Genomic DNA, 4,732 nt, shown 5'->3' on the forward strand with positions numbered 1-4,732 from the left:
GCTTCCGCACCCCCGATGCCCTCATCGCCCTTGCCATGCTCGGACTCGGCGGCCACCCACCACAATTGCCCGGCAGAAACCACCCACGAATGAGTCAGTAGAGCCCAAAAACTTTGTCGGTGATGCGGGAGATGGTGTCCTTCGATACCGTCGCTCCGTAGATGTCCTGAAAGTGCGCGGAGACGTCTCCGGTGGTCAATCCCTTTGCCGTCAAGGATAATACGATCTCATCGATAACTGGTGCGCTACCGGGCCTTATGTCGATATCGGCTTAACACCGACAAGGGATGTCAATACACCGCACTGCGGTTCACGCAGAGGCTCGTGGACGCCGGCATTGCCCCGTCCACCGGCAGCGTCGTGGACAGCTTCGACAACGCGCTCGCCGAAAATCTGTGGTCGACACTGAAGATCGAATTAATCTATTCGCTCGCAATCATATTCACGACCAGGATGCAGGCGGAGTCGGCGTTGTTCCGGTATATCGACACCTGGTACACCCCCGCAGGATCCAGGCTGGTCTCGCGAGACTGTCACCGAACGAGTACGAACTCGCCTACCATGTCCGGCCGGAGCTACAGGATACAGATATCGTCCAACCCGAGCTCACCGGGGCCATGTAGAAGGTCTCCGGAGAAGTCGGAACCTCAGTTGAGCCTGATCGATGAGCTCTGCGTGGGCGTGGCAGAGCCTCTTTGAGAGGTGCGGCGCCGTTCTTCCAGCTACGTGTAGCCGGGCGACGAGCCGGCGCGCGACGAGCTCATGCGGTCAGCCGCTTTCCATCTTCTGGCCAGTTCACGCGGATTGGCCCTTGTGACGTGGCGTCTGGGTCACTGAAATGGAAGAAGCAAAGGGCAGGACAGATGTGGAGGGTTACGTATGAGTGGGACTTTGAGCGGGGCGGAGCCGATCACCCTGCCGATCGATCGGGGCATGTTCGACCCGCCGGAGGAACTTGGTCGTCTTCGTGAGCGGACGCCGCTGTGTCGGTTGCGGTATCCGGATGGCCATGTTGGCTGGCTTGTCACCAGCTACGAGCTGGCTCGGCAGGTGCTCGGCGATGGACGGTTCAGCCTCTTTCCATGGCGTCCAGCGGTTGGGGATCCGGAACAGGAAAACGCGGTGAGCGTGGACGTGGCGCGTCGCCGCGATCCTCGGCTGGCCGAGGTGATCGACCGGTACGAGAACTGCGGGAAAGCGGCGTATGAGGCGCTCAGTGATCCCGAGGTGTTGGATGTGCTGCGGTCTGATCCGCCGCCGACCGGCGCACACCTGTCGTCCGACCCGCCGTACCATGACTGGTTGCGTCGGAAGCTGGCCGGCTGGTTCACGCCGCGCAGGGTGAACCAGCAGCGGGAGCTTGTGGAGCAAATTGTGGCCCGGCAGCTTGCTGCGATGGAGCAGGAGGGGCCGGCGTTGGACCTGGTTGAGACATTCTGTTTGCCGATTCCGTCACAGCTGATCTGTGCGTTGCTTGGCGCGTCGCCGACGGAACGTCACCGATTCGAACAGCCGACGATCGTCGCATTCGATCCCGAAGCGACCGCCCAACAGAAGGTGGCGGCACGCCACGAATTTGAGGACTTCCTGCGTAAGCTGATCCGACGCAAGCGCGCTAACCCTGACGATGACCTACTGTCCGAGCTGGTTCAGGATGATGAGCTCAGCGACGACGTGCTTGTCCACCTGGCCAGATTCCTGTTCACCGCTGGGCACGAGACGACGGCGAACATGCTGGCACTGTCCGTGATGGTGCTGTTGCAGGATCGGACACGGTGGGATGCACTGCGGGCCGATCCGGCGATGGTCGGGGCTGCGGTGGAGGAGTTGTTGCGGTTCCACACCCTGCTCCACCAGCAGGCTTTCCCCCGGACCGCGCTGCAGGATGTCGTGCTCGCAGGGCACACGATCCGGGCGGGCGAGACGGTGGCAGTTTCGCTGGCGGCCGCGAACCGCGACCCAGACCGGTTTGCCGAGCCCGATCGGCTCGATTTGGCACGGAAGGACGCGGCCGGTCATCTCGGGCTCGGCTACGGCATCCACCAGTGCCTTGGCCAGCACTACGCTCGGCTGGAGCTGCAGATCGGCCTGACCGCGCTGGCAAGCCGGTTCCCGGAGTTGCGGCTGGCCGTGCCGATCGATGAGGTGCCACTGTATCGGCCGGAAACGTTCGTCCACGGTGTGCACCGCCTCCCGGTGACGTGGTGACGAGGGACGCGATGCGGATAGGCCGACCGGGAACGCTGTAACGGGGCCGGGGATGCGGGCGCGCGAACCGCGCCCGACTGTTTGACCAAGGACGAGAATGACGGACGCGTGATCGTCCGGGCGTCGCGAATCGGTGCCGAACAGCTCGGCACAGTCCACGAGGACGCCAGGCTCTGCGGGTGTTCCAGGTGTCGCCGTACATCGGCTGCGCGTTGAGTGCTGAACTATCGAGAACAAGGAGAGGGTCACATGCGGGTGCGAGTGGATTTTGAGGCGTGTATTGGTGCGGGTCAATGTGTGCTGGCCGCGGAGTCGGTGTTCGATCAACGCGACGACGACGGCATCGTTGTTGTGCTGCAGGGGGAACCGCCGGACGAGGAGCTGGACGCCGCGCGGCAGGCGGCGGCTCTGTGCCCAGCTCAAGCGATCAGCATTGACGAGTGAGCACCGTCCTTGAGCAGGTGGTCGTCGTCGGTGCCTCCGCGGCGGGCCTGTCGGCGGCGGAGACTCTGCGACGAGAAGGATTTGCAGGCCGGCTGGTCTTGATCGGCAAGGAGTCTTGTCGGCCGTATGACCGCCACCGTTGTCGAAGCAGGTTCTCGCCGGCACATGGAGTCCAGAACGGACGTCGTTGCGCCCCGACGGGCATTACAGCGAATTGAATGTAGATATCGTCTGGGGGTCACTGCGAGCGGGCTCGACCTAACCTCCCACAGCGCCACGCTGGACAACGGCGAGAACGTCGGCTACGACGGCCTGATTATCGCGGCGGGGGTCGAACCGCGCCGGTTGACTGAGGGCCACGACCTGAGTGGCGTGTACGCGCTACGCACGATGGGTGGTGCCCTGGCTCTGCTCGCAGATCTTCAAACCGGCACCCGTCTGGCGGTGGTGGGGGCGGGTGGCTCTGTCAACTCGATCTGGTTCTGGCCCACTTTCCGTGATGGTTTCTGGGTGTGTCAGTGGCTGAGGAGTATTCGTTTGCGGAGGAGGTCGAATCCGGCGCGGATAGAGCCCCGTGGGGTGGTGGGCTTTGAGGTCGAATCCTCGGTGCCTACTCGCCACGGTTGATCGCGGCGATGGTCCCAGTATCGCCGCTGGGATCTAGCAACGCCATCGACCCCTCGGAGAGGTAGCGGCGCTCGCCGGACTGCCACTCATCGTGCATGTCGGCCAGGACCGCACCGACGAGTCGGATCACGGCCGCCTCGTTCGGGAAGATGCCCACGACACGGGCTCTGCGCTTGATCTCCTTGTTCACCCGCTCCAACGGATTGGTCGACCAGATCTTCGACCAATGTGCCCGCGGAAATGTGCTGAACGCCAAGACCTCCGCCTTCGCCTGGTCCATCAAGGGACCGAGCTTGGGGAACCGGCCGGCCAACTGATCGCGGACCTCGTCCCACGTGGAGGCCGCGGTGGCGGGATCGGGCTGGGCGAAGATCGTGCGAAACACGGCGGCGACCATGTCGGAGTGCGACTTGGGGACGTGCGCCAACAGGTTTCGCGCGAAATGCACTCGACACCGCTGGTGCCCCGAGCCCTGGAACGAGCGCCGCAAGGCCGCGACCAGGCCGGCATGCTGATCGCTGATGACCAGTCGGACACCGGACAGGCCGCGTTTCTTCAGCGAAGCGAGGAAGCCGCGCCAGAACACCTCGTCCTCACTGTCCCCGACAGCGAGGCCTGGGGGTACCACCCGCTTGCGGGGGCGGACCTCACGCGCACCCTCGGCGGTGATCCCCGTGGCGACCACGACCGCCATCGATGTCACCTGCGAAGAGGAGTTGCGTACGTGCAGGTACGTCGCGTCGAGGTAGACGTAAGGAAACGCGGTGTGATCGAGCGAGCGGGTGCGAAATGCGCCGACGACCTCGCCCCGGCCCGCGCAGATCCGCGACACCTCGGACTTGGAAATACCCGAATCGATTCCCAGAGCCGCTACGAGGTCGTCCACGCTGCGGGTGGAGACGCCGTGTACGTAGGCCTCCATCACCACCGCGTACAGTGCCTGGTCGATCCGTCGGCGGGGTTCGAGGATCGAGGGGTAGAACGAGCCCTTGCGCAGTTTCGGGATCCGCAATTGGACGTCGCCGGCTTGGGTGGCCACCAGCCGGGACCGGGCTCCGTTGCGTTCGGTCGTGCGGGCCTCGGTGCGTTCATAGCGGCTGGCGCCGATCTGTTCGGTCGCTTCGGTTTCGATCAGTTCTTGCATAACCATCCGGACCGATTCACGGATCAGATTCACTCCATCTCCGGTACGGAATGCGTCGAGTAGCTCGGACAGGGCAGACTGGGACAGGGCCATCGGTGGACCTCTTTCTTCGATGCGTGCTTGGCCGTACACACCGAAGATCCCGCCGATGGCCCTCTCTACGTCGGAGCCGCGCCGCTCAGCCCCAAACCCCACCACTCCACGGGACGCCTACTCCGGCGCGTCCGTACATCTGCCGTTTGAGCATCTTATAAGTTACGTGGAATCTGGCTGTGGGGATGATCATGTCTCCTCGGTGTTGACCACGAA

At 63.7% G+C, this 4,732-nt stretch carries 4 protein-coding genes and 1 pseudogene; 3 read left to right on the forward strand and 2 right to left on the reverse strand.

From position 1 onward, the window contains the following. Window positions 1-109: 109 nt before the first annotated feature. Window positions 110-235 (reverse strand): annotated as a pseudogene (locus tag ACFWAY_RS52965) (transposase); the annotation flags it as partial. 644 nt (window positions 236-879) lie between these two features. Between ACFWAY_RS52965 and ACFWAY_RS52970 the strand changes: the two are divergent. From ACFWAY_RS52970 to ACFWAY_RS52980, 3 genes are all read left to right on the forward strand, one after another. Further along, a complete protein-coding gene (locus ACFWAY_RS52970) occupies window positions 880-2,208 on the forward strand; it encodes a cytochrome P450 (protein WP_378516428.1) in 1,329 nt (442 codons plus the stop codon). Window positions 2,209-2,457: 249 nt separating this feature from the next. Then, on the forward strand, window positions 2,458-2,652 hold the full coding sequence (locus ACFWAY_RS52975; RefSeq protein ID WP_378516429.1) for a ferredoxin: 195 nt from the start codon (window positions 2,458-2,460) through the stop codon (window positions 2,650-2,652). A gap of 126 nt (window positions 2,653-2,778) precedes the next feature. Further along, entirely contained in the window at window positions 2,779-3,279 is a 501-nt protein-coding gene (locus ACFWAY_RS52980; protein ID WP_378516430.1) for an FAD-dependent oxidoreductase, read from the forward strand. Here the strand turns inward: ACFWAY_RS52980 and ACFWAY_RS52985 are convergent. Next, window positions 3,263-4,516, reverse strand: coding sequence for an IS256 family transposase (locus ACFWAY_RS52985; RefSeq protein WP_378516431.1), 1,254 nt, complete (start codon window positions 4,514-4,516; stop codon window positions 3,263-3,265). The genes ACFWAY_RS52980 and ACFWAY_RS52985 overlap by 17 nt on opposite strands. Window positions 4,517-4,732: the final 216 nt, after the last annotated feature.

Origin of the sequence: Rhodococcus sp. NPDC059968 (assembly GCF_042738615.1) — a bacterium.
Taxonomy (GTDB): Bacteria; Actinomycetota; Actinomycetes; order Mycobacteriales; family Mycobacteriaceae; genus Rhodococcus_F.